Annotated in this window: 21 protein-coding genes; 13 read left to right on the top strand and 8 right to left on the bottom strand. The window is 65.6% G+C overall.

The window, feature by feature from the left end; translation table 11 throughout:
* Positions 1–24 precede the first annotated feature (24 nt).
* A complete protein-coding gene (locus tag GO488_RS16175; protein ID WP_162318882.1) occupies positions 25–474 on the bottom strand; it encodes a response regulator in 450 nt (149 codons plus the stop codon).
* A 218-nt stretch (positions 475–692) separates the two neighbouring features.
* Here GO488_RS16175 and GO488_RS16170 point away from each other — a divergent pair, with 218 nt between their 5' ends.
* The 7 genes from GO488_RS16170 (at position 693) to GO488_RS16140 (ending at position 7,576) form a co-directional block, all read left to right on the top strand.
* Entirely contained in the window at positions 693–1,907 is a 1,215-nt protein-coding gene (locus GO488_RS16170) for an aminotransferase class V-fold PLP-dependent enzyme (protein WP_162318881.1), read from the top strand.
* A 118-nt stretch (positions 1,908–2,025) separates the two neighbouring features.
* On the top strand, positions 2,026–3,696 hold the full coding sequence (locus GO488_RS16165; protein ID WP_162318880.1) for an ATP-dependent DNA ligase: 1,671 nt from the start codon (positions 2,026–2,028) through the stop codon (positions 3,694–3,696).
* A 43-nt stretch (positions 3,697–3,739) separates the two neighbouring features.
* Positions 3,740–4,753 (top strand): mRNA 3'-end processing factor, encoded by a 1,014-nt coding sequence (locus GO488_RS16160; RefSeq protein ID WP_162318879.1) that lies wholly within the window; start codon positions 3,740–3,742, stop codon positions 4,751–4,753.
* A gap of 170 nt (positions 4,754–4,923) precedes the next feature.
* A complete protein-coding gene (locus GO488_RS16155; RefSeq protein WP_162318878.1) occupies positions 4,924–5,214 on the top strand; it encodes a winged helix-turn-helix domain-containing protein in 291 nt (96 codons plus the stop codon).
* 186 nt (positions 5,215–5,400) lie between these two features.
* Positions 5,401–6,585: a LolA family protein gene (locus GO488_RS16150; protein ID WP_162318877.1), complete on the top strand. Its 1,185-nt coding sequence runs from the start codon at positions 5,401–5,403 to the stop codon at positions 6,583–6,585.
* Positions 6,586–6,885: 300 nt separating this feature from the next.
* A complete protein-coding gene (locus tag GO488_RS16145) occupies positions 6,886–7,257 on the top strand; it encodes an ArsR/SmtB family transcription factor (protein WP_162318876.1) in 372 nt (123 codons plus the stop codon).
* A gap of 1 nt (position 7,258) precedes the next feature.
* A complete protein-coding gene (locus tag GO488_RS16140) occupies positions 7,259–7,576 on the top strand; it encodes a DUF7521 family protein (RefSeq protein WP_162318875.1) in 318 nt (105 codons plus the stop codon).
* A 489-nt stretch (positions 7,577–8,065) separates the two neighbouring features.
* On the opposite strand, the gene GO488_RS16135 is transcribed toward GO488_RS16140, so the two are convergent.
* Both GO488_RS16135 and GO488_RS16130 read right to left on the bottom strand, forming a co-directional pair.
* Positions 8,066–9,121 carry a TrmB family transcriptional regulator gene (locus GO488_RS16135; protein WP_162318874.1) on the bottom strand — a complete coding sequence of 352 codons (1,056 nt, stop codon included), beginning with the start codon at positions 9,119–9,121 and terminating at the stop codon, positions 8,066–8,068.
* Positions 9,122–9,229: 108 nt separating this feature from the next.
* Complete coding sequence (locus GO488_RS16130; RefSeq protein ID WP_162318873.1) at positions 9,230–11,221, bottom strand: DUF7997 domain-containing protein; 1,992 nt, start codon at positions 11,219–11,221, stop codon at positions 9,230–9,232.
* Positions 11,222–11,317: 96 nt separating this feature from the next.
* Here GO488_RS16130 and GO488_RS16125 point away from each other — a divergent pair, with 96 nt between their 5' ends.
* Together GO488_RS16125 and GO488_RS16120 are read left to right on the top strand one after the other, a co-directional pair.
* Positions 11,318–12,817 (top strand): extracellular solute-binding protein, encoded by a 1,500-nt coding sequence (locus GO488_RS16125; protein ID WP_162318872.1) that lies wholly within the window; start codon positions 11,318–11,320, stop codon positions 12,815–12,817.
* A gap of 109 nt (positions 12,818–12,926) precedes the next feature.
* Complete coding sequence (locus GO488_RS16120; RefSeq protein ID WP_162318871.1) at positions 12,927–13,979, top strand: DUF8147 domain-containing protein; 1,053 nt, start codon at positions 12,927–12,929, stop codon at positions 13,977–13,979.
* Between the two features lie 541 nt (positions 13,980–14,520).
* On the opposite strand, the gene GO488_RS16115 is transcribed toward GO488_RS16120, so the two are convergent.
* On the bottom strand, positions 14,521–15,285 hold the full coding sequence (locus GO488_RS16115) for an IclR family transcriptional regulator (RefSeq protein WP_162318870.1): 765 nt from the start codon (positions 15,283–15,285) through the stop codon (positions 14,521–14,523).
* A gap of 285 nt (positions 15,286–15,570) precedes the next feature.
* On the opposite strand from GO488_RS16115, the gene GO488_RS16110 reads away from it, so the two are divergent.
* Positions 15,571–16,548 (top strand): TIGR03557 family F420-dependent LLM class oxidoreductase, encoded by a 978-nt coding sequence (locus tag GO488_RS16110; protein ID WP_162318869.1) that lies wholly within the window; start codon positions 15,571–15,573, stop codon positions 16,546–16,548.
* Between the two features lie 78 nt (positions 16,549–16,626).
* Positions 16,627–18,366: a thiamine pyrophosphate-binding protein gene (locus tag GO488_RS16105; RefSeq protein ID WP_162318868.1), complete on the top strand. Its 1,740-nt coding sequence runs from the start codon at positions 16,627–16,629 to the stop codon at positions 18,364–18,366.
* A 51-nt stretch (positions 18,367–18,417) separates the two neighbouring features.
* Here GO488_RS16105 and iolM read toward each other — a convergent pair whose 3' ends face one another.
* The 3 genes from iolM to GO488_RS16090 form a co-directional block, all read right to left on the bottom strand.
* Positions 18,418–19,575: a scyllo-inosose 3-dehydrogenase gene (gene iolM, locus GO488_RS16100; protein ID WP_162318867.1), complete on the bottom strand. Its 1,158-nt coding sequence runs from the start codon at positions 19,573–19,575 to the stop codon at positions 18,418–18,420.
* A gap of 70 nt (positions 19,576–19,645) precedes the next feature.
* Positions 19,646–20,449: an aldo/keto reductase gene (locus GO488_RS16095; RefSeq protein WP_162318866.1), complete on the bottom strand. Its 804-nt coding sequence runs from the start codon at positions 20,447–20,449 to the stop codon at positions 19,646–19,648.
* A gap of 47 nt (positions 20,450–20,496) precedes the next feature.
* Positions 20,497–21,282 (bottom strand): SDR family NAD(P)-dependent oxidoreductase, encoded by a 786-nt coding sequence (locus GO488_RS16090; protein ID WP_162318865.1) that lies wholly within the window; start codon positions 21,280–21,282, stop codon positions 20,497–20,499.
* A gap of 121 nt (positions 21,283–21,403) precedes the next feature.
* Between GO488_RS16090 and GO488_RS16085 the strand changes: the two genes are divergently transcribed.
* Positions 21,404–22,906 carry a CoA-acylating methylmalonate-semialdehyde dehydrogenase gene (locus GO488_RS16085; RefSeq protein WP_162318864.1) on the top strand — a complete coding sequence of 501 codons (1,503 nt, stop codon included), beginning with the start codon at positions 21,404–21,406 and terminating at the stop codon, positions 22,904–22,906.
* 169 nt (positions 22,907–23,075) lie between these two features.
* Positions 23,076–24,131 (top strand): alcohol dehydrogenase catalytic domain-containing protein, encoded by a 1,056-nt coding sequence (locus GO488_RS16080; protein WP_162318863.1) that lies wholly within the window; start codon positions 23,076–23,078, stop codon positions 24,129–24,131.
* Between the two features lie 63 nt (positions 24,132–24,194).
* Here GO488_RS16080 and GO488_RS16075 read toward each other — a convergent pair whose 3' ends face one another.
* Positions 24,195–24,986 carry an HpcH/HpaI aldolase family protein gene (locus GO488_RS16075; RefSeq protein WP_162318862.1) on the bottom strand — a complete coding sequence of 264 codons (792 nt, stop codon included), beginning with the start codon at positions 24,984–24,986 and terminating at the stop codon, positions 24,195–24,197.
* Positions 24,987–25,034 lie beyond the last annotated feature (48 nt).

The following is a 25,034-nucleotide window of genomic DNA, read 5'->3' as shown; positions in this document are numbered from 1 at the left end:
GACGCTCCGAACCGCGAAGGCCGATTAGTGGCGATACGACGGTCGTTCGATCCGATCGAGCCAGAAGTCCCGTATCTCGGCTACGAGCGAGACGTAGGCCTCGTAGTCGGCCGGTTTCGTGAGATACGCGTTCGCGCCGAGGTCGTACGCCCTGTCGATCGTCTCCTGGTCGTCCTCGCTCGAGAGGACGAGTATCGGGACCCGACGGCACGGTGCCGAACTGGCTTTGAGTTCTTCGAGCAGGGCCATCCCGCCTTCGCCGGGGATGTCGAGGTCGAGCAGGAGGAGGTCCGGCATCGCGGCCGCGTCGCTGCCCTCGCTACCGTCCGACAACGTCGGAAAGAACTCGACGGCTTCCCACGTAGTGGTCGCGAATTCGAGGTTCGGGAACGCGACCTCGGCGGCCGCTTCTTCGAACAGGCGGCGGTCGGCGGCGTTGTCTTCGACGACCAGCACTGTAGACTCCTCGGACATAGGTGATGAGAATCGGTTGTGTATGAATTGCATTGCCCGGCTGTATCAATTTATCGGCCGTATACACTTCGACACAGTTGTTTGTGGACGGTACACGTGGTCATCTGGGACAGTTCGACGCCGCGCGCCGTCAGTCGTATTCTCCGGGTTTAACTACTGGCCCCTCGTTGTCCGGTATCGACGCCCGGCGACAGTCCGCTGTCGGCCGGTCGCTCACTATGTCAGAACGCACACGCGAGGACTCCGTCTACGAGGAACTGGGCGTCCCGCCGGTGGTCAACGCCGCCGGGACGAAGACGCGGATCGGCGGCAGTCGCATCCGCTCCGAGGCGCTCGAGGACATGCGCCGGGCCGCCGGCGAGTTCGTGGAGCTGGGTGACTTACAGGCCCGCGCGTCGGAGCTGATAGCCGAGGTGACCGGCGCGGAGGCGGGATACGTCACCAGCGGCGCGGCCGCGGGCCTCCTCCTCTCCGCGGCGGCGGCCATCGCCGGGACGGACGTCGCGCTGATGGACCGCCTGCCCGACACCGGGGGCGTCCCCGACGAGATCGTGATGCCCCGAACGCATCGCACCGGCTACGACCACGCGCTCCGGGCGGCCGGTGCGACCATCGTGGACGTGGGAACCAACGACCACCACCTCGGGACGGGCGCGACGAACGTCGAACCGTGGGAGATCGAGCGAGCGATAACCGACCGGACCGTCGCCGTCGGCTACGTCCAGAAATCGTACACGCAACCGGACCTCTCGGTAGTCGCCGAAATCGCCCACGAAAACGACGTGCCGGTCATCGTCGACGCCGCGGCGGAGGTGCCGCCCGTCGAGAACCTCTCGGCGTTCGTCGAGGCGGGCGCGGACCTGGTCGTCTTCAGCGGCGGAAAGGGTATCCGCGGGCCACAGACCACGGGTATCGTCGCCGGCAAACGCGAATATATCGAGTCCATCGCCGCCCAGCACCTCGACATGCACGTCGCCGCGGACGTGTGGAATCCGCCGGAGGGACTCATCGACCGCGCTGACTTCGACGGCGTCCCGCGACAGGGGATCGGACGGCCGATGAAGGTCGGCAAGGAGGAACTCGTCGGGCTCGTGAGCGCGCTGGACTCGTTCGTCGAGGAGGACCAGCAGGCGGTACGAGACGAATGGAGCGTTCGGGTCGACCGAATCGCCGACCGCCTTCGCGAGGGCGGTCTGGACGTGACGACGACGGAGCCGGAAGGGGCGAGCGTCGCACCGGAAGCCGTCGTCTCGCTCTCGGGCGTCGAGACCAGTGCCCGTGACCTCGTCGCCGCGCTCAGGGACGAGAACCCCCGCGTCTACGTCGGAGCCGACGGCATCGACGCCGGCGAGATCGTCGTCAACCCGATGTGTCTGACCGACGAGGAGGCCGACTACGCTGTTTCCCGGATTCTCGCCGCCGTCGCCGACTGATTGTCTCGCCTGCACGGCTGACAGAAATATACGCGCCGCCGCGGAACGCTGTCCCCGGAACCACGGCGAGGCGGCTGCAACCCGCGCCCTTTTGCGGCTTCCGCCCCTGAATCCCGTGATGGAATATCGCCAGCTCGTAGCGACGTACGATCGCCTCGACGCGACGGCGTCCACCATCGAGAAGACCGAGATCCTGGCGACGGCCTTCGAGGACGCCGGCGAGCTGTTGCCGGAACTCACGCAACTGGCTCGGGGTCGGCTGTTCGCCCCGTGGGAGCCCGACGACCTCGGCGTCTCCTCTTCGCTCACGGCGCGGGCGATCGCGAACGCGACCGGGGTGGCACACGACCGGGTCGAAGCGTGGTACCGGGAGACGGGCGACCTCGGCGACGCCGCCGCGCTCGCCGTCGAGAACCGCTCGCAGGCGACGCTGTTCTCCGGGACGCTCGACGTCGCTACCGTCTACGAGACGCTCCGCGGACTCGCCGACTACGAGGGGGCAGGGAGCCAGGACCGCCGCATCGACGACATCGCCGGGTTGCTCGCGGACGCGGACCCGGACGAGGCGCGCTACGTCGTTCGGACCGTCGTCGGCGCGATGCGCTTGGGCGTCGGCGAGGGGACGATCCGCGACGCCGTCGCCGCGGCGTTCCTCGACGACTCGGAGGAGGCCGTCAGCGCGGTCGAGCGAGCCTACGAAGTCACGAACGACTTCAGAACGGTCAGCGAAACGGCCCGCACGCGGGGATTGGACGGACTGGCGTCCCTCGGCGTCGAGCTGTTCCGCCCGGTGAAGGCGATGCTCGCACGGAAGGCAGAGAGCGTCGCGGACGCGCTCGATTCGACCGAACGGCCGCTGCTGGAATACAAGTACGACGGGATGCGAGCGAAGATCCACGTCCGGGACGGCGAGGTGCGCGTGTTCACTCGGCGACTCGAAGACGTCACGGCGCAGTTTCCCGACATCGTCGCCGCCGTTGAGGCGGAACTCGACGCCGAGAACGCGATCGTCGAGGCCGAGGTTGTGGGATACGACCCCGAGACCGGCGGTCCGATCCCCTTTCAGGAGCTCTCGAAGCGCATCAAGCGAACGAGCGACATCGAGGAACTGGCCGCCGAGTACCCGGTGACGGTACGGGTCTTCGATCTCCTCTACCGCGGCGACGGGTCGCTTCTCGACTCGCCGCTGGTCGAGCGCCTCGCCCGTCTCGACGACCTTCTCGACGCAGACGGCGAGACACTCGAACGGGCGACGCATCTCCAGCCGGAGTCGCTCGAAGACGCCGAAGCGTTCTACGGCGACGCGCTGGAAGCAGGCCAAGAGGGGATCATCGTCAAGAACCTCGACGCGGCCTATCAGCCGGGCTCTCGCGTGGGATACATGCTGAAAGTCAAGCCGACGATGGAGCCGCTCGACCTCGCCGTCGTGCAGGCGAAGTGGAGCGAGGGGCGCAAGAGCGAGTGGCTCGGTCGGCTGCGGCTCGCCTGCTGGGACGCAGAGCGCGAGGAACTCCGCGAGATCGGACGGATCTTCTCGGGACTGACCGACGACGAGCTCCGGGAGCTCACCGCGAAGCTCGAACCGCTCGTCCGGTCGGTCGAGGGCCGCACCGCGAAGCTCCGCCCGGAGGTCGTCATCGAAGTCGAGTACGAGGAGATCCAGTCGTCGACGACGTACGACTCGGGATACGCGCTCCGGTTCCCGCGCTTCGGCGGGTTCCGAGAGGACCTCGCACCCGAGGACGCCGACCGGCTCGAACGCGTCGAACGCCTCTACGAGGAACAATGAGAACCACGAGAACGACGAGTGCTTGGTACAGCGGGGCGAACCCGTGACGCGAGCGGGTGCGGTCAGTCTCCGAGACGGCGTGCGAATCGACCTCGCGTCCGGCGAACGCGTCGTCGCGGACGCGTCAGAGCCGAACGGCGACATCGTCGCGCTGAGCCACGCCCACGGCGATCACCTCTACTCGCGGGCACCGACCGACGTGATCTGCTCGCCGCTCACCGCCCGTCTCGCGACCGCGCGGCGCGCGGACGAGGGGCCGCTCTCGCGGACGACCCGTCCCGGGGTCGAACAGGTCCCGGCGGGCCACGTCCCGGGGTCGCGGGCGACCGTCGTCGAGGACAGCGACGGGACGACCTACCTCTACACCGGCGACTTCTCGACGCGGGACCGCTTCGCGCTCTCCGGGTTCGACGCCGACGCGGTCGCCGCCGAGTACGACGTCGACGTGCTCGTCACCGAGACGACCTACGGGAAACCGGAGTACGTCTTCGAGTCACAGGACGCCCTCGAAGGTCGAATCGTCGACTGGCTGGACGACGCGCACGACGCGCCGGTCGTCCTCTTCGGGTACACGCTCGGTCGCGCACAGGAACTCCAGCACCTCGTCTCGCGCTCCGACCGCGAGCGACTGTTCGTGACGGCCGCCATCGAGCGGCTGAACGAGATCATCGAGGACGCACACGACATCGACTTCCGCGCCGCCCGGTACGGCGAGGACGTGACGCTCGGGCCGGGCGACGCGCTGGTGCTCCCGGCACAGACGTCGAAGCTCTCGTTCGTCGACCACATCGTCGAGAACACGGGTGCCACGACGGCCGGTTTCTCCGGGTGGGCCGTCGACGACTCGTTCAAGTACCGCGGCGGCTACGACGAGACGTTCGTGCTCTCGGACCACAGCGACTTCTCGGAACTCGTCGCCACCGTCGAGACGCTGGGACCGTCGCAGGTGTACACGCAACACGGGTTCGCAGACGAGTTCGCGGCGCACGTCGAGACGGAACTGGGGATCGACGCGCGCTCGCTCAAACGGAACCAGACCGCGCTCGACGACTTCTGAGGGGCGAACGTATCGCCGAGAAACGACCGATTACCGGCAGTAGATCCCCGTTTCGGGATCCCTACCGGACGAAACTATCAGGCCCGTTAATCAGCGACCGACCGGTAGATATCGACTCGACACGTAATGACGGTGGAATACACTCGCATTCGACGAGCGGAGGTCGGTCGATGACAGACGACGATAACTGGGATGACGTCAGCTTCGTGATCAGTTCGCGCTACCGCGTCGAGACGCTACGGCGACTCTCGGAGGGGCCAGCGACGCCGTCGCTCATCACTGACGAGACGGGACAGAGCATCGCGCACGTCTCCAGAGCGCTCCGGGAGTTACGCGAGGACGGCCTCATCACGCTCTTAGTTTCCGAGGATCGCCGGAAAGGCCGAGTCTACGGGATGACAGACACCGGTGAAGCGGTCTGGGATACCATCGACTCGCAGAATATGGCCGAAGCCGAGTGAGACACGCGTCGCCGCCCGCAAGCGAACTGTTTCGTCGCTGGGCGAATTCGGCGTCGTGGCCCGTTTCGTCTGTGACGCCGCTCCTGTGACCTCGGTATCTCCCAGTCCAAATTACGTCGACGAGCGTCCAGAAGTATTTAGCCGTCGGCAATCCGATACGTAACCGAACCCGACCTCGGCATCAGTATGAGGATCTTACCACCCCACCTCGACCGACGCACACTCCTCGCGCTTTTGCTTCTCGGCGTCGCGCTCCCGACCGTCCTCTGGGCGTCCGGGGACGCGATCGGTGACGAGAGACCGTCTGTCGACGCGAACGTGACCGAGCGCTACCGCTCCGTCGATGCGCTCACCGGTACGCAGACGACGACGATGCGGACCGACGGCACCGTCACGTCCCGGACCGTCGCCGACGTCACGCTCGTCCCGGGAACCGACCGGAGACGGATCCGCTTCCGGAACGCGTCGGACAGGCGGTACGAACGACAGGTCTCGAACGGATCGACGCTCTGGCTCCACGACACGGACGCGAACGCGGTGACCGTCGTCGAGCTGACGGGACCGCCGACCGATTCGCAGACGGCCGCTCGACTGCAGGGGCTCGTCGCGGCCGCGGGGCTGACCGACGGCTCGGGCCGGCCACAGTCGGTCGGCGTATCGCCGCTGCCGGTCTTGCCCCGACATACCGGTATCGCTCCGCGAACTAGTGCGGGCGGAAATTACGCGGTGGAGTTCGCCGGGACCGATACCGTCAGCGGGCGGAGCACGTACCTGATCGAGATCGCTCCCGCGAGCAACCGGAGTGAGGCGCACTACCGACAGCGGCTGTGGGTCGACACGGAGCGGTTCTACCCGTTACGCAAGCAGACGACGTGGACCGCCGACGGCGTCCGGCGCTCGGTGACGACGGCGTACACGAACGTGACTGTTAACCCGAACCTATCGAAAGACGAGTTCCGGCCCGAGTTCGACGACAACGCGACGGTACGGCGCGAAGATTCCCCGACCACGGAGTGGTATCGGAGTCGCACCGCGCTGGAGGTCCGGAGTTCGCTCTCGGTGCCGGACCCGACCGTCCCGCCGGCGTTCGAACTCGTCTACGCCACGCGGACGACCGGCCGCATCGACGGAGTCGGTCTCCGCTACGCCGCCGACGGTCGCGAACTCACGGTCGCGAAGTTCAACTACACTATCAACGTCAGCCCCGACGAACGCGATGCGACGATCGACGGCCAACCGGCGAGCTTCGACCGCGGGCCGACCGCTTCGATCTCGTGGGACTGCAACGGCTACGGCCACACCGTCCGGGGGAAGGGCGTCGAGCCGGACCGTTTGACCGAAGTCGCCCGATCCGTGGGCTGTCAGGGCTGAGAACGCGCGAACTTCTGGGTCAGAAACTCGCCCCCCTTTTATATCATCCAACGGCCCGTCGCTCAGAATGCAATGGGCCCCGCTGACCTGATCGCGTGCTGCCCTCCCCGGCCGTACCGCCCTGTGCCCGCGGACAGCACGACGCTCCCCATTGCGGTCTCCGCTGACACAGAGCCCCCTCCACAGTATCGCCGTATCGTGCCGACGGCCTCGCCGGCCTCCCGGCTCGAACCGGTCGCCGCGACTCCGCGTTCGAACCCGTGGGCACATTAATCCGACAGGCAGTCGTTCGACCGAACCGTGAGTGAGGATCCGGCGCTGGGTGATATTCTCGATATCCTCAGCGACGAGTACGCCCGGGACATCCTCGCAGCGACGAGTATCAAACCAATGTCCGCACAACAGCTCGCCGACGAGTGTGAGATGTCCGAACCGACGGTCTACCGCCGGGTGGAGCAATTACAGACGCACGGACTCCTCGACGAGCAGACCAAGGTTCGGACCGACGACAACCACTACAGCGTCTATGCGGCGACGCTCTCGGAGTTCTCCCTGGAGCTGGACACCGGGTCCTTCGAAGCGGCCGTGAGACACACCGACGACGAATCGTTCCCCGGTGAAGGGGAGAGCGACACCGCCGACCGCTTCGTGAAGATGTGGGAGGACCTCTGAGATGGCTCCCCTGCCCGTCGCTTCGATCATCGACTGGCTCGTCGTGGCGCTCGCCCTCGGGTCGACGCTCGTCGGTGGCTACGTCGGGTATCAGGCCTACCGCGGGTATCGCCGTCACGACAGCCGAACGATGCGAGCGCTCTCCCTGGGCCTGTTCTTCCTGACGGCCGTCGCGTTCGGCATCGCCTTCGTCGGTTCGCTGCTCCTCCGCGAGGGCTATCTCGGGCTGCGGTACCAGCCGCTGCTCACGCTCGTCACGCGGCTGTTTCAGTTCCTCGGCGTCCTGCTGATCGCCTATTCGTTGCACTCGCGGGAGTAGCTGATACGGACGGCCAAACCACCACGACCGACTTTTCTCTCGACGAACGCCGTCCGCTCGTGCTGTCCGACTCCGTTCTCGCAGCCGGGTCCACCGCGACCGGGTCATCTCGCCTCGTAGCTGTCCCTCGCTGGGAAGCTTCGGTGGACCGCGCCGTCGTTCAGACTGTCGCTGTGAGAGAACGAATCCCGAACTCGGCGACGCCCCACCAGAAAGCACTTACCGGATGGCAGCGGACGCCAAGACGCAGAGACGGCCGAGGCAGAATTCCTGCACTCGACGTCGACCACCCGTCGCCCGGGACGAGAACCGGGCGACGACGCCCTCACTGGGCGTCGCGGCCGCGCCGCGACGCTCATGGGCCTCCCTTCGAACGAACTCGACCACTCGTTAGTTCACAGCTCGAACTGTCTTCCGCGAGGGGGTTTCCCGCCCGTCGGTCACCCGATCGTCCGACTGGCCGACGGTCGCGTGGCGACTCCGTCTCGCTCAGGCGTCGGCGGTACTCTTCAGCGTCACGCGCTCCGCCTCGAAATCCTCTAAGAAGGCCTTGGAGCCGCCGACGGTGACACTCCCGTCGGCCGTCTCGACGACGAACGACTCCTGTGTCGGAAACTCGTTCGAGAAGGGGCGGACGAGACTCTGCTTCACGTCGACGATCGTCCCCTCGACGGTCTCGAAGGGCTCCTCGCTCTGCGTGGGGCGGACGTCCATCTCGACGGAAACGCGCTTCCCGTCTCGCAGGTGCAGCGCCGCCTCGAACACCGCGTGGCGAAAGCTATCGAAGGCTCTGGGCAACGGCTCGGGTCGGGAGACGCGTACCTGCTCGCCCATCGGCCAGTAGTTCGCGATGAACGAGTCGAACAGCGAGGAGACGATGTGTTCTTCGGCGTGGTAGATCGCGTACTCGTCCGAGTTCGAGTTCAGCAGGGCGTCGGCCGACGAGACGATGCCGTCAGAGCGGTCGACGGTGAGCGTCACCGGCGCGGGGGCGCTCCACGTCTGGACGACGTTCGCGACCGACTCGCCGATCGGGGTCTCGCCGTCGTACTCCGTCACCAACAGCATACAGAACACCCCGCGTTCCCGCGCCGCTCGGAGCGACGCTTCGACCCGATCCAGTGCCGACGCCGGCAGCGCGAGGACGATTTCGGACTCCGCGGCGTCGATCAGCTCGCCGAGTTGCCGGAATATCGTTCGACGCGACTTGATGATGCTGAACTTCTCCTGCTCGTAGCTCTCCGAGTCGAACAGGTCGTCGAGTTGCGTCTCGACGGAGTGTAGCTGCGAGACCAGATTCTCGATGCCCTCCGAGGGCGGGATCGCCCGCAGTCGCGTCGGCTGGACGTGGTCGTCGATCTCGATGAGGTCGCGCTCGGCCAACTTATCGACGATATCGTAGGCGTAGCTCTTCGAGATGTCCGTCTCCTCGGAGACCACGCGGATCGTCGTGGAGCCGTTCCGGAGGACGGTCACGTACGCGAGCGCCTCCTTCTCCGAGAGGCCGAACCGGGTGAGACTATCGACGACGTCGTCCGCGGCCATACCCATCCGTTGGGCCGATGCCCGAGATAAAGCTTAGTATCGAGGCGCGGCCGCTCGCGACGGTCCACCGGCGTCCGCGACGGGACGCCTCGGAACGCCTCGCGTGCCTCACGCGCCCCGCGACTGCCGAGCCGCGTACGTCGCGAGTCGGATGGCGTGTGACCAGCCAAGCGGCGTCGCGCTGTCCGGTGTGCCGGAGTCGAAGAACTGTTCCGGTAGGTATCCAGAGTCGAGACAGAGCGATCCGGTGAGGTCGATCTCCGCGAACAGCCGGTCGGCCCACGTCGTCGGGTCGAACTCCCGGTCCGTCGGAGAGAAGAGTCGAATCGCCTTCTCGGCCGCGTACGCGCCCCAGCCGGTCGAGACGGTCCAGACTTTTTCGCTCGACTGCCCGCGCTGCCGCCACGTGTCGCCCTCGAACCGCCTCAGGCCTCGAATAGCGTCGGTCTCCGTCCAGAGCCGCTCGAACGCCGTTTCGAGGTGCGTTTCGAGTCGCCGCCGACGCTCGGCGTCCACGTCGCCCACCGCTGCGTAGGCCAGATGCGCGTCGACGAGCGAGAAGGTGGTGCTGTCGACGCGCGCGTCCAGCTCGCCGTCGTCCAGCCGAAGCCCGTAGACGCCCTCGCCGGGACTCCACATCGTCTCCAGCGCGTCGTAGAGTCGGTCCGCCCGCGTCGCCGCGCAGTCCCGAACGGCGGCGGCGAGCGGCGCGGCCGCGATCGCGCTGTAGGCGTGCAGGAACTTCGCGGCGGTGTGCGTGAAGCGACCGTTCGCGTTCTCCCAGGCGTTCTCGCAGACGGTCGGCAACTCGTCCGCTTCCAGCGAGACGTCCATCCCCTTGAGGCCCGACTCCAGCGCGCTCTCGACGTTGAGCGCCAGCTCCGCCGGGAGCGAGTCGCGGTGCGTCGCGAGGTACTCCGCGAGGAAGACGAGGACGCTCGCGGTCTGATCGGCCTGATACTGCGTCTCGGAGCCCTCGACGTGCCCGTTCGCCCAGCCAGGTGCCAGCCGACCGTTCCGCGGCCAGACGCGGTGGGGCCACCGGCCGTCGGCCAGCTGCGTCCGGAGGTAGAACCGGGCGCTCTTGCGGTGTCGCTCCTCGGCGTCGAGACCGAGTCGCTCGTCGGCTTCCAACAGGAACGTCGAGATCTCGCCGTCGTCCCGGAACCACGTGTAGCCGTAGCCGCCCGAGTACTGATAGTGCGGGTCGAAATCCGGTCCCGCCATCCGGGCTCCGGTCGGTGCAGACAGCAGGTCGAGGACGTGGAGATCCGTCTCGACGAGTCGGTCCGCCCCGTCGGTCGACGGCGTCGACTGTCGCGCGGCGTTGAGAAACTGCGACGGATACCGGTACCGCCGGGTCCGGTCGGCGATCCGAGCGAGGCTCTCGGAGCGCGAGCGCTCCTCGATGTCCGAAAGCGTAGTGACGACGGTCGTTCGCCCGCCTTCGAGGGCGGTCCGGAACGAGACGCCGCCGGTGAGGCGACTCCCCTCGTAGCTCTCGGACTCGCCCCCTCGCGGAAACGACTGCGGCTCGTCGGCCAGGATCTCGTCGAACCGCTCCATCACTTCCGGGGTGACCGTCAGCTCTGTCGACGCGGCCAGATAGTCGTGCTCGCGGTCGTGGTACAGCTCCACGACCTCGTCGTCGTGGACCAGCTGTCCGATTCGGCTCTCACCCTCGGGAGAGAACTCGGCGAACCCGACGATTTCGAGGGATTCCGGTGTCTCCCCGTCGACCTCGAACGCGGTCGCGTGCGTGAGGTCGTCGGTGAAATCGCGCTGGACGACGTCGAAGGTCCCGAGTTCGTGGACTGTCTCGACGACCGCGTTCGCTTCGCGCGAGGTCTGTGACGACCCGTCGAGATTATCGAACCACGTGACCGCTCCGTCGACTCGAACCCCGAATCGGGAGGACGTGACCCCGTGAAATCCAGAGAGCGGATACGAGTAGTCTCGAATCGACCCGGTCGGGTCGACGTGGACCAGCCGTCGCTTCGACCCCGTAAACCGCCCCGTCTGCGTGCGGCGCTCGCCCGGAAACACGTCCGCTCTCTCTCGGTTCCGCTTGTAATCGTCCAGCGCCCGTCGGAGTCCCATAGCGAAGGCACAGCAGACTGCAGATAAAGTTCTTGTGATATCTCAATTCAAATCCCTAAAGTATAAGTGGACGTATTTTGATTGACGAAGCGAACGATGACAGAGAACTCAGAGGCGGAGAGAGAACGGAGCGGCATCTCGCGGCGACGGTTCGTCGCGGGCGCGGGCGCATCGGGGATCGCAGCGGGGCTCGCGGGCTGTGCGAGCGTGCTCGACGGCGGCGAGGGCGACGGCAACGCCGGCGGGACCCAGACCGGCGAGGCCGGCGGCGAAGCGACGACGGTGACGTGGGGATTCGACGCGACGGTGGTGCAGGACCACGCCGACGAGGTCCGCGACGCGCTTCACGAGGAAGGCGGGCTTTCAGAGAATATCCAAATCGAGTTCGCGCAGGGCCAACCCGACAGCGGGAAGCGGCGAGCCAACTACAACCGGCTCCTGAGCTCGCAGGAGACCGAACCGGACATGTTCCTGATGGACAACGGCTGGGTGAACGTCTTCGTCCAGCGGGGGCAACTGGCCAACCTCTCGGAGGTCCTCACGGACGACATGCTCTCGACCGTCGACGAGGAGTACTTCAGCGGCTTCACCGAGACGGCTATCGACCCGGCCAGCGGCGACCTCTACGGCGTGCCGCTCTACCCCGACTACCCGACGATGCTGTACCGGAAGGACCTCGTCGAGAAGGCGGGGTACAGCCCGGAGTCCGAGAACTGGGCCACCGAGCCGATGACGTGGAAGCGGTGGTCGAACGTCGCGGCCGACACGCTCGACGCGACCGACGTCAAATACGGGTTCTCGACCCAGTGGGACATCTACGAGGGGACCGCCTGCTGTACGTTCAACGAGGTCCTGTCCTCGTGGGGCGGCGCGTACTTCGGCGGCCGCGAGAACCTCTTCGGTCCGGTCGGCGACCGGCCGGTCACCGTCGATTCCGAACCCGTGGTCAACTCGCTGAACATGATGCGGAAGTTCGTCCACGACGAGGATTTCGGCGGCCAGTTCAGCGACTACGGCGGGGGCTTTACGCCCACGAACATCCTCGGCTGGATAGAGGACGGCTCGCTCGCGCCGTTCCTCGACGGGAACGCCGTCTTCCACCGCAACTGGCCCTACGCCATCAACCAGGCGGCCTCGGAGTTCGGCGACGACCTCGGGACGATGCCGATCCCCTACGCCGTCTCGGAGAGCGACGCGAAGTTCCCCGGCACCGGCGGAACCACGTCGGCGCTGGGCGGCTGGCACGTCACCGTCAACCCCTACAGCGGGAAGCACGACGCGGTCCGCGAGGTCATCGGAGCCACCATGAAACCCGAGTTCCAGCTGTTCCTCCTGGAGATGGAGGGATGGCTCCCGCCGCGGGGCAGCCTGTTCAACTCCAGTGAGGCGTCGAACATCGATCCGATGGGCGATTACATGGACACGCTCCGCGTGGCCGGCGAGAACACGATGGCCCGTCCGGTCACGGCCGTCTGGAGCGACCAGTCCAGCAAGATCGCTCAGCAGGCCAATCGCGCGGTCAACCAGGACGTCTCCTCCGCGAAGGCGATGGCCACGCTCCAGTCTGGCTTAGAGCAGACGGAAAGCAGTAACTGACGCTGCAACTTCGACGTTCAAATTCGAGCTCGTATCTATCCGAGTCGGATACGTCGCGCCGAGCGAGCAAGGACCGACATCTAAGTCTCGTCGGCGCATCGCCGCAGATATGGACTCAGAGACGAACCGATCGCGTTCTCGCCGGTGGGCCGTCGCCGCCGGCTGTCTCGTCGCCGGCCTCCTGACGTTCGTCGCCGTCACCATCGTTCTGACCGCCGTCCTCGACCCGCTGATCTGGCCGTCGCTCCTCGTCAGTCTCCCGCTCGGCTTCGCCGTCGGGAGCGCCGTGGCCGCTGTCGGCTACTACTACGCCAGCCGGGGACCCGAGAGCGGCATCGACCGGCGGACGATCGGCATCGTCGCCTTCTTCCTGGTGTTCGGCCTCCTCGTCGGCGGCCTGTACGCGCTCGGGCAACAGCGGCTGGACGAGAGCTACGAGAGCACCTACGAGTATCGAGTGACGCTCTCGGCGGACCAGACGCTCGAAAACGCGACGGTGTACGTCCCCGTTCCGCTCGAAGACGGACAGTCTCGGTTGGGCGAACAGTTCGTCGAGAGCGCCCGATACGAGCGGCACACGCCGTCTGTGCGGGGATACGACGGCGAGCCCGCGCCGGTGAACTTCACGTACGACGTGGTCGAGACCGAGCACGGCCCGATGCTCTCCATCTCGGCCGATCGGATCGAGGTCTCGACGGTGTACTACCGCACCGTCGAGAACGAGACGACGGGGTGGAACGAACGGATCAGCCCCGACGCGTACGACCCGGACGACCCGTCGATGGGCGTCCAAAACGACGGGAGCTTCACGTTCACGGTGACGACGGCCTCGGCGGGTCGCATCGACACGGCCGATCCGTTCGCCGGCGAACCGATGCTCTCGCGGTCGTACGACCGGTCGGAGGTCGAGTGTACGTTCGCCACCGGTAGTCGACACCGCTGCTACGAATACGACGGCCGCGTGTATGCGGACTACGACACGGCAAACGACACCGCCGTCTATCTCTCTTCGGAGCTCTCCGGCCGCAACGAGTGGTTCTCCGGCGGTTGGACCGGCAACGAGTACCGAGAGTGGATACGCGTCGAACTGCGGGGCCGACAGGAGGGCTGGTATCTCGCCGAGGGCGAGACCGAAGTCGGGAGCGGCAACTACCGGGAGTGAGATATCACTCTCGAAGCGGTATAAGTAGGGGTCGGTACCGATAGATGGCTGTAAATCCATCTCTTATCCATATGTACCTCATATAGTAAGACGAAACTCCCCCTCTTTCTTCCTAGAATGGCCGAGAATTTTAGTGAATACCTAAATAATGGCTCTAATACTGGTATTATTGGCGAATATATACGATGAGAGAAAATATAAGCGAGGATGAGAATATAAATAGGATTTTTGCCAATCAAGAGCCGATAGCCAACTCTAAGTGCGTAGAATATGGTCCCAAACTGGCCGAGATAGATATTTTATTCGGATGGCCGAGATTCTTCCGACTCAGACGGTCGCGGCGGGGCTGTCCAGTTCCCCCACTAAATAGGTCGCGAGAACTGTGATAACGATAGTACGCGTGTTATGGCGGATCGATTCGCTCGGTTAAGGCCAGACCGATAACGAAGTGAGATAACAGGTGCACCGCCGTGCGGTTCGCGTGTGTACGCCGAGACAAACCGGAACGCACAGGCCTTCGTTCGGGAGACGCGAATCGGGGTTACGAGAACTGGGAGTTGATCTCGATGACGTTGGCGGAGCGGGTCACCATCTTCGGGAGTTCCTCCTCGTAGAGTTCGCCTTCGAACCGGCTCGCGGGACCGGAGACGCTCAATGCACCGACGACTTCCCCGCCGGTCACCACGGGCGCGGCGACACAGCGCAGGCCCGCGATCTTCTCCTCCCGGTCGAAGGCGTACCCCTGTTCGCGTATCGTCGCCAGTTCGTCGAACAACTCGGACTTCGACGTGATCGTCGAGTCGGTGAAGCCCGGTAGCCCGTGTCGGTCGATTATCTCCTCGACGCGCTCGCTGGACATGTGGGCCATCATCGCTTTGCCCAGCGAGATGCAGTGGAGATATTCTCGGTCGCCGGTCGAAGACGCCGTCTGGACGGCGTTCTCGCCACCGGTCTTGTAGAGGTAGACCGCGCGGCCGTGCTCCTCGGTGGCGAACTGCGCCAGCTCGCCGCACTCGGCCGCCAGGTCGTCGAGTTCGTTTCGGACGACGTCGTATATCTGGAGCCTGTCGGTGACCGTCTCGGCGAGTTCGAGGTAGCGGAGGCTCAACCGGTAGAGCCCGTCGTCGTTCACGACGTACTCGTTCTCGACGAGCGTCGCCAAGTGGCTGTGGACCGTTCCCTTCGAACGACCGAGTTCGTCGGCGATCTCGGTTATGCCGGCCCCGTCTCGCTCCTGGAGGAGCTCGACGATCTGCAGGGCCGTCTCCACAGCGTCCACAGTTCGAGGTGAAGATTTCGTGGCCATACCTATCGTGAGACATACTGTACCATAAATGTTCGGCAGGTGCGAACGCAGGACGGGCGTTCGCAAGAGACGAACGCCTCGCTTGGTGCGCGTGCGGGCAGCCCTTCGCTAACCCTTCATTTCCCTATATGATAATAGATATCATCTCTCGGCTACAGTCGTCGACAACTCGTCGAGAGGGACGTTCGTTTCTTGCGAACCCGGAGAGGACGCGGACCAGAGAGCGAGCCGCCCGTCGACGACGGGGAAACCAATATTACGCACGCCGCGCCATGGGCAAGTACGATGGTCAGCATCGACTACATGGCTCATCAGGAGCAGTACAGCCCCTCGCAGTTGTTGCGATTCTCAGAATTGGCCGCCGACAACGGCTTCGAGTTCGTCTGGACCTCCGATCATTTCCACCCGTGGTTCCACACGGACGCCGAGGCCGGCTTCGCGTGGTCGTGGCTGGGCGCGGCCGCCGAGCGAATCGACGTCCCCATCGGCACCTGCGTCACGCCCGCGGGCGAACACTATCACCCCGCGCTGATGGCGCAGGCGTTCGCCACGCTTCAGGAGATGCACGACGAACGCGTCGTCCTCGGCCTCTCGACGGGCGAGGCCATGAACGAGAAGCCGATGGGACACGAGTGGCCCGACTATCCCGTCCGGCGGGACCGGCTCGAAGAGACCCTGGACATCGTCCACGGGCTCTGGGAGAACGACGATTTCTACAGCTACGAGGGAGAGCACTTCACCGTCGACGACGCGAAGCTCTACACGATGCCCGAGGAACGCCCCGAGGTTCAGATCGCCGCCAACGGCCCGTCTACGGCCTCGCTGACCGGCGAGTACGGCGACGGCTTCATCACCGTCAAGACCGGCGAGGAGTACACCGAGCGGATGTATCCCGCCATTCGTCGCTACGCCGAGGAGGAGGGCCGCGATCCCGACGCCATCGAGACGACGCTGCTGGTCATCGCCTCCTACGACGAGGACTACGAGAAGGCGCGGGCCGCGACCCGACCGTGGTGGGCGACCACCCAGAACGTCTTCGACCGCGCGATGGCCAATCCCAAGGAGATCGAAGCCGAGGGCGAGAAAGCCACCGAGGAAGAGATCGAGGGGAAGTTCCTCATCGCCGACGACCCGTCGGACATTGCCGGACAGCTCTCGGCGTACGCCGAGATGGGCTTCGACCGCATCGCGCTCGGGAACACGAGCCCCGAGCCCGAGAAGTTCTTCGAGGTCATGGGCGACGAGGTCATCCCCTCGCTGTAACCGGCGGTCTGTCGGGCTCACTCCAGCGGCGCTCGGGGGGAATATTTAAGAAATGTCCCGTATATTTCTTTGAACGAGATGCCCAGACTGAACGGTGGCGAGATCATCGCCAAGTACCTGGAGAAAGAGGGCGTCGAGTACCTCGTCGGCATTCCCGGCCACGGGAGCACGAACCTGCTCGACGCCTTCAACGACTCCGAAGTAGAGGTCATTCAACCGCGACACGAAGAGGGAGCGACACACCTCGCGGACGGCTACGCCCGCGCGAGCGGCGATCCGCTTGCCGTCTTCACGTCCATCGGGCCCGGTGCGACGAATACGGTCACCGGCGCGGCGACGGCCTACGTCGACTCCATCCCGATGGTCATCTTCACGGGCGCGCCCCAGACCCACGAATACGGGGAGGGAATTCTCCAAGAGATCGAGCGCCAGAAGCCCGGTGACTTCCCCAGCGTGATGGAGCCGGTGACCAAGCAGAGCTTCGTCGCCGACGACGTCGAGCAACTCCCGCGCATCCTCCGCCGCGCGTTCCAGGTCGCGCTCTCCGGGCGGCCCGGGCCGGTCCACGTCGACGTCCCGATGGACGTCCAGGGCGCGGCCGCCGACGTCGAGCTACCCGAACCGACTCAGAGCCGACCGCACAGCCGTCCCGGCGGTGACCCGCGAACGGTCTCAGACGCCGCGGAACTGCTCGAAGAGGCCGAGCGGCCGGTCATCGTCCCCGGCGGCGGAACGATGCTCGCCGAGGCCTGGGACGAGGTACAGGAACTGGCCGAACATCTGCAAGCGCCGGTCATCCCGACCTTCCAGTCGAAGGGGATCATCCCCGAGGACCACGACCTCTTCGTCGGCTACGCGGGCTGGATCGGCTCGACGGCGGGCAACGAACTCGCGTCGAACGCCGACGTGATACTGGCGGTGGGGTGCCGGTTCACGGACATGCACACGTCGTCGTTCGAGGAGGGGGTCAGTTTCGAGATTCCGCCGAGTAAGCTCATCCACGTCGACATCGACCCCGAGGAGATCGGGAAGAACTACCCGGTCGAGGTCGGCATCCAGGGCGACGCGAAGGTCGTCACGCGCCAGATAACTGAGGAACTCCAGGAGCGGATGGACCCGGTCTCGACAGAGGACAACGAGTACTACGACGAGATTCAGGGTCTCTGGGAGGAGTGGGAGTCGATGGTCGCCGAGCGATGGGAAGACGACGCGGTGCCGATGAGCATTTCCAGGGCTATCGCCAGCCTCCGGAACGCCCTGCCTCGCGACGGCGTCGTCGTCTCCAGCGCGGGCCAGCCACAGGAGACGGTCAACCCCGAGTTCCCGGTGTACGAACCGCGCACGAACATCTCCTGTGGCGGGTTCTCGACGATGGGCTTCGGCGTCTCCGCGGCTATCGGCGCGAAACTCGCCAAGCCCGACAGCCCGGTCGTCGACGTCGAGGGCGACGGGAGCTTCATGATGTGCAACCAGGAGGTGGCCTGCGCCGTCCAGCACGACATCGACGTGAACTACCTCATCGTCAACAATCACGGCTGGAAGTCCATCCGAAACCTGCAGGTCGCGAAGTACGGCTGGGACCGCGTGCTCGATACGGAGTTCGACGAGGAGACCGACATCGACTTCATGTCGATGGCCGACGGGTTGGGCGTCGAGTTCGCCGAACGCGTGGTTAAGCCGGAGAACTTGGACGGCGTCCTCGAAGAGGCGCTCGCCCACGACGGCCCGGCCATCGTCGAAGCGATGGTCGAACCGGACAACCCCGATTCCGGGGCCATCGTCACCGGCGAGTGGGACCTCGCGGACCTCGAAAAGTAAGCCGCCCGCAGCGTCTCGTTTTCCTTCCGAACGCGAACGACCGCGGCGGGCTCAGCTCATCTGGACGAGTACTTTCCCGTCGACCCGCTTCGCGGCCTGTTCGACGGCCTCGTCGGCGTCTTCGAGGTCGTACGTCGAGGTGATCATCGGCAGGTTGTCGAGCTGGCCGCTGGCCATCAGTCGAATTGTCCGCGGGAACACCTGCTGACCGGTGTGGCCTTCGGAGCCGTACAGTTGAGCGCTGCTACCCTGGTACTTCCGGAGCGCGATCTCGGGATCGGAGCCGGCGTTGCTGATGTGGACGACGTTGGCGCGTTCAGCCAGCGAGTCTTCGATGACGGGGTAGGTCGCGTCCACCGCACCACTGGTCTCGACGTGGACGTCCGCCCCTTCCCCGTCGGTCACCTCGGCGATGGTCTCGACCGGGTCGACGTCGAGCGGGTCGTAGACGTGTTCGAACCCCATCTCGTGGGCAATCTCGCGGCGGGGGTCCGACGGCTCGAACGCGATGACCTTCCCCGCCCCAGACGCTCGCGAGACGTTCATCCCGGTGAGGCCGATGGGGCCGGTGCCGTGATAGACGTGGTAGTCGCCGGGCCAGATGCCCTCGGCCCGCCCGAACAGCCCGTAGTAGCAGATAGTGCTCGGTTCGACGGTGGCGGCCGCCCGGAACAGGTCGTCCTCGTCGTCGTAGGCCCGCTCCAGCGAGGCGACGCTCCAGAGGATCTTCTCGGGGACGGCGACGTACTCGGCGAACGCTCCGTCCATCGTGAAACCGAGCTGTTCGAAGTTCTCGCAGTGGCCGTGAAAGCCCTGTCGGCACATCTGGCAGCGGCCGCAGTAGTCGGTGACTTCGGCGGTGACGGGTTCGCCCTCCTCGAAGAGGTTCGCGTCGTCGCCGTTCTCGACGACGACGCCGGAGAACTCGTGGCCGGTGACACTCGGTAGCTGTGTGTACGCCGAGTAGTGCATGTAGCCGTCGTCGCCGGTCTCGTACATCGAGACGTCGCTGCCGCAGATCCCCGCGTACTTCACGCGGACGAGCACCTCGTCGTCTGCGGGTTCGGGCCGGTCGCGTTCTTCGACGGAGAGTTCGGGGTCCCGCCAGATCTGCCCGGAGTTCATCGCGCGCTGTCGGTCTCGCTCGTCGTCCGAGAGGTCGTACTGCGGCCGCGGATTCCACTCCGCATCGAGTACTAGGGCTCGCATAGCCGAACGGAACAGCCACAGTATATTAAGTCTGGGTGGTCAGGGAGCTACGCCGACGCTGACCGACCGATTACCACGTCATCCACGACGGGTCTTCACAGCGGTGGGTCCGCTCGATACCGTCGATGCGCTCGACGTCCTCGTCGTCGAGTTCGAGATCTATCGCCCCGAAGTTGTCCTTCAGGTGCTCGATGGAACTCGAGCGGGGAATCGCCGCGACGTTCTCCTTCGAGAGCAACCACGCGAGGCTGACGACCGCCTCTGAGACGCCGTGTTTCTCCGCGACGGAATTGATCGCGCCCTCGGAGAACACCTCGCCCTGTGCCAGCGGCGAGTACGCGACGAGTTGGGCGTCCATCTCGTCTAAGTACTCGCGCATCTCGGTCTGCTGGAGCAGCGGGTGCATCTCGACCTGATTGGCGGCGATGGGCACATCTACGAGGTCGCGGGCGAGATCGAGGTCGTCGGTGGTGTAGTTGCTGACCCCGAGGTTGTCCACGCGGCCGTCCTCGACGTACTCCGCGAGTAGGGGCAGGACCGTCTCGATCTCGTCCTGGTTCTTCGGCCAGTGGTGATAGAGGAGGTCGATGCGGTCCAGTCCGAGGCGGTCGAAGCTATCGGTGACGGCCTCGCGGACGTACTCCGGGGTCTTCTCCGGTTCCTCGAAATGGGCGACCTTGGTGGCGACGAAGAGGTCGTCGCGGTCGATACCGGCGGCGGCGATGGCGTCGCCCACCTCGCGTTCGTTCTCGTAGAGGCGCGCCGTATCGACGTGCCGGTAGCCCGTGTCGATGGCCGTCTCGACGACGGCGCTCCCCTCGTCGCCCGTCAGACTGTACGTCCCGAAGCCGAGTCGCGTGGCGGTGTCGAACACGCTAGCGGCGTACTCGGCCCGAATATAAAGTGGTTGTCGTCGGTCGCTCAGAAGGTCTGCCAGCCGCCGTCGACGTACACCATCTCACCCGTGACGTAGTCGGCCTGTTCGCTGGCGAGAAAGAGCACCGTCGGTGCGATGTCTTCGGGGTAGCCCGGTCGGTCCAGCGGGATGGGCTTCAGCAGGTCGTCGGCGGCGACGGACTCCTCTTTCTTCTCGGCACCGGAGCCGAACTCGGTGGCGATGTGACCCGGCGCGACGGCGTTGACCCGGACGTCCTCGTCGGCCAGTTCCAGCGCCGCTCCACGCGTTATCATCCGTATCGCGCCCTTCGTGGAGTCGTAGGGAATCTGGTCGGGTTGGGCGTGCGTCGAACTGATAGAGGCCGTGTTGACGATGACGCCGCCGTCGCCTCTGTCTCGCATGTCCGCGGCGGCCGCTTGCGTGCCGAAGAAGACGCCGTTCGTGTTGACGCCGTGGATTCGATCGAACGTCTCCTGATCGACCGAGAAGAGGTCGCCGCGGGTGAACCAGCCGGCGTTGTTCACCATCACGTCCACGCCGCCGTACTCGCGGGCGGCCTCGACGACGGCCGCGAGGTCGTCCGGATTCGAGACGTCGGTTTCGGCGTACTCGGCCGTGCCGCCGTCGGCCTCGATGACCTCGTGCGTCGGCCGCTCGGCGTCGACGTCCTTCGGATCGGGGTCGATATCCGCGTTTAGTACGGTCGCTCCCGCCTCGCCGAAGGCGAGCGCGATGGCCCGACCGATGCCGGAACTGCCGCCGGTGACGATGACAGTCTCTCCTGCGAAGTCGAAGTCGACTCGTCCCATACCGTCTATCTCCGACCCGACTCTGATAAGCGTTGGGTGACGCTACGGTGAAGGCGGTCGTACCGGCGCGGAGTCGTCTGTGCGTAACACCTATGTACCTTCACACAGTCGGTCTGCATGTATGACGAGCAAGCAAGAGCAGTCGCCAGCGGCGGCTGCCGTACCCGACACCGTGCAGAACTACGTCGGCGGCGAGTGGCGATCCGTCGAGAGCGACGACGGTCAGCCGCTCGTCAACCCGGCGACGGGCGAGACACTGGCCGAGGTGCCGTACTCCACCGCGGAGACGGTCGACGAGGCGGTCCAGACGGCCGACGACGCCTTCGAAGACTGGCGGGCGACCTCGCCGGTCGACCGCGTCCAGTACCTCTTCGACCTCAAGGGGGAGCTCGAAGACCGTCAGGAGGACATCGCACAGGCGCTCACGCGCGAACACGGCAAGACGCTCGCCGAGGGCCGCGGCGAGATCCGCCGCGGCATCGAGAACGTCGAGGTCGCCGCGGGCATTCCGAACATGCTCCGCGAGGGCAGCGGCAACGTCGAGGGCATCGGCACGAACATGGACGAACACGCCGTCCGTCAGCCGCTGGGCGTGTTCACGGCCATCACGCCGTTCAACTTCCCGGCGATGATCCCGCTCTGGTTCCTCCCCTACGCCGTCGCCACGGGTAACACGTTCATCCTCAAACCCAGCGAGAAGGTACCGCTGAGTTCCCAACTCATCTTCGAGGCCGTCGACGCCGTGGACTTCCCCGACGGCGTCGTCAACCTCGTCAACGGGAGCGCCGACACGGTCAACGCCCTGCTGGAACACGACGACATCGCCGGCGTCTCCTTCGTCGGCTCGACGCCGGTCGCCCAGCACATCTACGAGACGGCCGCCGAACACGGCAAGCGCGTCCAGGCGCAGGGCGGCGCGAAGAACTACGCCGTCGTCTCCGAGGACGCCGAAATCGAACAGTCGGTTCCGAATATCGTCGGCTCCGTCTACGGCAACGCCGGCCAGCGCTGTCTCGCCAACGACGTCGTCGTCGGCATCGGCGACGCCTACGACGAACTGCGCGAGGAGGTTCTCGACGACGTCGACGACTTGACGGTGGGTAACGGTCTCGACGAGGACACCGACGTCGGCCCGCTCATCACGGGCGAATCGGCCGACCGCGTCGTCGAGATGATCGAGGACGCGGTCGACGAAGGTGCGGACCTCGTCGTCGACGGCCGGGACTTCGAACACCCGGACTACCCCGACGGAAACTTCCTCGGACCGACGCTGCTGGAAAACGTCACGACGGACATGGACATCACCCAGACCGAGATCTTCGGCCCGGTGATGGCCCTGACGAAGGCCGACGACTTGGACGAGGCCATCGAGATGGTCAACAGCACGGAGTACGGCAACGCCTCCTCGCTGTACACCGAGAACGGCGCAGAGGCACGCAAGTACCGGTACGAGGTGGACGCGGGCAACATCGGCATCAACGTCGGCGTCTGCGCGCCGATGGGCTTCTTCCACTTCGGCGGTCGGAAGGGGTCGTTCTTCGGCGACCTTCACGCGCAGGGCGAGGACGCCGTGAACTTCTACACCGACAAGACGATCGAGATCCAGCGCTGGTACAGCAACTGAAATCCTTCCGCGGTTGCGGCCCCAGCTACCCTTTCGGTGCGGTTCGGATTTTTCGCGTCGTTCGCGGCTTCGCGTGACGACGACACGTTCCGAGTAGCAGGCCGTCCACGGCGGAGCCGACGGCCACCGAGGAACTATATGCCGCCGTTGAGACGCTACGCCTGTATCCATGCAGGCCGTAGCACTCACGCGAGGCGAGAGGGAGCTCCGACTCGTCGAGAAGTCCCGACCGGAACCGATGGACGGCGAAGTTCTCGTGCGGACGCTCTCGGTCGGTATCGACGGCTCCGACAGGCGAATCGTCGACGGCGAGATCGGCGAGTTCCCCGAGGGCGAAGACCACCTCGTCCTCGGCCACGAGGCGGTCGGCGTCGTCGAAGAGCCGAACGGGACGGCCCTCGAACGCGGCGACTTCGTCGTCCCGCTGGTGCGCCGACCGACCGACGACGCCGACGGCTCCTCCGCCGAACTCGACATGGCAGAACCCGACACGTTCGTCGAGCGCGGGATATTCGGCGCGCACGGCTACATGGCCGAGTTCTTCACGAGTCGACCGGAGCATCTCGTCGTCGTCCCCGAGTCGGTCGCCGACTACGGCTTCTTCGTCGAGCCGGCCAGTCTCGTCGAGAAGTCCCTCGAACAGGCGTTTGCGGCGCGGTCCGCGTTCGAGTGGTCGCCCTCGACCGCGCTCGTGCTCGGGAACGGCAATCTGGGGTTGTTGGCGCTCGCTCGCCTCGCCGACCGACCTGCGTTCGAGCGGACGTACTGCCTCGGCCGGCGGGACCGGCCGGACCCGACGATCGACTTCGTCGAGTCCGTCGGCGGGACGTACGTCGATTCGAGAGCGACATCGCCGGAGGCGATACCCGAGACGTACGAGCCGGTGGATTTCGCCTTCGAAGCGACCGGCTATCCGAACCACTCCGTGGAAGTGGTTCGGGCGCTGGCTTCGAACGGCGTCGCGACGCTCCAGGGGATTCCCGGGTCGGCGGACGCGGAGATCGACCTCGGCGAGTTCCACGCGGGTCTCGTCGTGGAGAACAAGGCTCTCCTCGGCGTCGTGAACTCCCGAGCGAGTCACTTCGAGGCCGCGAGCGAGTGGCTTGCCGAGACGGATACGGAGGCGCTCGACGGCCTGATAACCGGCGTTTTCGTTCCGGGAGAAGTTGAAGCGGCTTTTGCAGACGACGAGTCGACGATGAAGACGGTCGTCACCTTCGAGTAGCGATTGCAGTCCGAAACGCGGCCTCACAGAGTCGCGGACGGCGACCGAACGGAGACAGAAGAGTCAGTCCGAGGACGCGGGAATCGCCGCTTCGAGGGCGGCCTCGTAGTCCGACCGCGCGCTCTCGACGCTGTCCATCAGCAGCGAGATGTCCTTGCCCGCGATGAGGAAGTCGAAGCCCTGTTCGATCCGCGATTCGATGACGTCCGTGTCGACGGTCAGCGTTCCCACCGGCGTCCCGGCGTCGTTTCCGGCTTCTATCACCGACTCGACGGCGTCGGCGAACTCGTCGGTGTCCCACTCGGCGAACAGTCCGAGGGCGGCCGAGAGGTCCGCCGGGCCGACGAACAGCGCGTCGATGCCGTCGACGCGAGCGATCTCCTCGGCGTTTTCGAGACCCGCCTCGGTCTCTATCTGGGCGATGGTCAGGATGGAGCCGTTGGCGTTGTCGACGTACTCCTGGAAGTTCCGGCCGTACCCGGTCGCGCGGCTCCCGGCGATACCGCGGATGCCGTCCGGTGGATAGCGCAGCGACCGGACGAGTTCGCGGGCCTCCTCCGCGTCGTCGATCATTGGGACCATGACACCGGCGATGCCGATGTCGATGACCCGCTTCAGTCGAACCGGATCGTTCCACGGGACCCGCACGACCGCGTTCGTCTCGCTCTCCGCGGCGTCGACCGCGCGGGCCATGCTCTCGACGGTTTCGAGGGACATCGTCGTGTGTTCCATGTCGACCAGGAGGAAGTCGAGGTCGAGCTGTGCCAGTCCTTCTGCGACCGCCGGGTGTCCGATGGAGGTCCACGTGCCGAAGGGGTAATCGCGGCCCTCGATCGCGTCCTTGATATGTGTCATAGTTATCGCGTGGGGCCAGTCCCGCCAGTCACCCGCGTGAGAGCAGGT

The organism is Haloarcula limicola, assembly GCF_010119205.1.
Lineage (GTDB): Archaea > Halobacteriota > Halobacteria > Halobacteriales > Haloarculaceae > Haloarcula > Haloarcula limicola.
This window is presented reverse-complemented; position numbering and strand designations above follow the sequence as displayed.

Bases quoted from the DNA above. Each gene is read 5' to 3' on its own strand.
- GO488_RS16130 (WP_162318873.1), bottom strand. From the start codon at position 11,221: ATGGGACTCCGACGGGCGCTGGACGATTACAAGCGGAACCGAGAGAGA.
- GO488_RS16175 (WP_162318882.1), bottom strand. From the start codon at position 474: ATGTCCGAGGAGTCTACAGTGCTGGTCGTCGAAGACAACGCCGCCGAC.
- iolM (WP_162318867.1), bottom strand. From the start codon at position 19,575: ATGCGAGCCCTAGTACTCGATGCGGAGTGGAATCCGCGGCCGCAGTAC.
- GO488_RS16140 (WP_162318875.1), top strand. From the start codon at position 7,259: ATGGCTCCCCTGCCCGTCGCTTCGATCATCGACTGGCTCGTCGTGGCG.
- GO488_RS16085 (WP_162318864.1), top strand. From the start codon at position 21,404: ATGACGAGCAAGCAAGAGCAGTCGCCAGCGGCGGCTGCCGTACCCGAC.
- GO488_RS16115 (WP_162318870.1), bottom strand. From the start codon at position 15,285: ATGGCCACGAAATCTTCACCTCGAACTGTGGACGCTGTGGAGACGGCC.
- GO488_RS16110 (WP_162318869.1), top strand. From the start codon at position 15,571: ATGGTCAGCATCGACTACATGGCTCATCAGGAGCAGTACAGCCCCTCG.
- GO488_RS16075 (WP_162318862.1), bottom strand. From the start codon at position 24,986: ATGACACATATCAAGGACGCGATCGAGGGCCGCGATTACCCCTTCGGC.
- GO488_RS16120 (WP_162318871.1), top strand. From the start codon at position 12,927: ATGGACTCAGAGACGAACCGATCGCGTTCTCGCCGGTGGGCCGTCGCC.
- GO488_RS16165 (WP_162318880.1), top strand. From the start codon at position 2,026: ATGGAATATCGCCAGCTCGTAGCGACGTACGATCGCCTCGACGCGACG.
- GO488_RS16105 (WP_162318868.1), top strand. From the start codon at position 16,627: ATGCCCAGACTGAACGGTGGCGAGATCATCGCCAAGTACCTGGAGAAA.
- GO488_RS16135 (WP_162318874.1), bottom strand. From the start codon at position 9,121: ATGGCCGCGGACGACGTCGTCGATAGTCTCACCCGGTTCGGCCTCTCG.
- GO488_RS16150 (WP_162318877.1), top strand. From the start codon at position 5,401: ATGAGGATCTTACCACCCCACCTCGACCGACGCACACTCCTCGCGCTT.
- GO488_RS16090 (WP_162318865.1), bottom strand. From the start codon at position 21,282: ATGGGACGAGTCGACTTCGACTTCGCAGGAGAGACTGTCATCGTCACC.
- GO488_RS16080 (WP_162318863.1), top strand. From the start codon at position 23,076: ATGCAGGCCGTAGCACTCACGCGAGGCGAGAGGGAGCTCCGACTCGTC.
- GO488_RS16125 (WP_162318872.1), top strand. From the start codon at position 11,318: ATGACAGAGAACTCAGAGGCGGAGAGAGAACGGAGCGGCATCTCGCGG.
- GO488_RS16155 (WP_162318878.1), top strand. From the start codon at position 4,924: ATGACAGACGACGATAACTGGGATGACGTCAGCTTCGTGATCAGTTCG.
- GO488_RS16170 (WP_162318881.1), top strand. From the start codon at position 693: ATGTCAGAACGCACACGCGAGGACTCCGTCTACGAGGAACTGGGCGTC.